General features: G+C 66.0%; 1 protein-coding gene. It reads right to left on the reverse strand.

Features of this window, described 5'->3' with window-relative positions; genetic code table 11:
- Window positions 1-577: hypothetical protein (locus EKM57_RS22085; protein ID WP_165357619.1), on the reverse strand; the 577-nt coding region annotated here is incomplete at both ends.

A 577-nucleotide genomic window follows, 5' to 3' on the forward strand; every position in this document is an offset into this window, starting at 1 on the left:
GTGCCGTCAGCCATCGTCCCGCGGGCGTGGACGACGGTAACGCTTCCGTCTCCGTTGAACAGGATGTCGTAATTCTCGACGAGATCGGAGAAGACTGCCGTGTCGACGTCTCCGGCCGCACCGCCTTCCAGGATCTCGCGGACGATCACGAGCTGGCCGGGATTGTAGGTCCCGTTGAACATTTCGGTGACGAGTTCGTGGAGGTTGTCGGCCGTGTCGATCTCGGCACCCGTGCCGTCCGCGTTGGCGCGCACGCTGACGCGAACGTTCAGCCACCGGTCGCCATCGATATAGTCGTTACCGGCATTGCCCGTGATGAGGTCGCTGCCGCCGCCGCCTAGGATGATGTCGCCGTCGCTCACGCTCGTGACGCCTGCCCCGAGCACCGTCTGCAGGCCGGCGATGCGGGCGATACCGGCGGCATCGAGAAGGCTGCCCTGATAGCCCGACGTGCCGCCCTGGGTCGTCGGCAACCGGTCGGCAGCGAGGTCGTGGGTGCCCTTGAGCACGTCGTCGAACTGGGAGCCGGACAGGCCTTCCATGCCCTCGAACTCGTCGAGCGACGCATTCTCCGGCA

The organism is Sphingosinicella sp. CPCC 101087 (assembly GCF_004151485.1).
In the GTDB taxonomy this organism is placed as follows: Bacteria; Pseudomonadota; Alphaproteobacteria; order Sphingomonadales; family Sphingomonadaceae; genus Allosphingosinicella.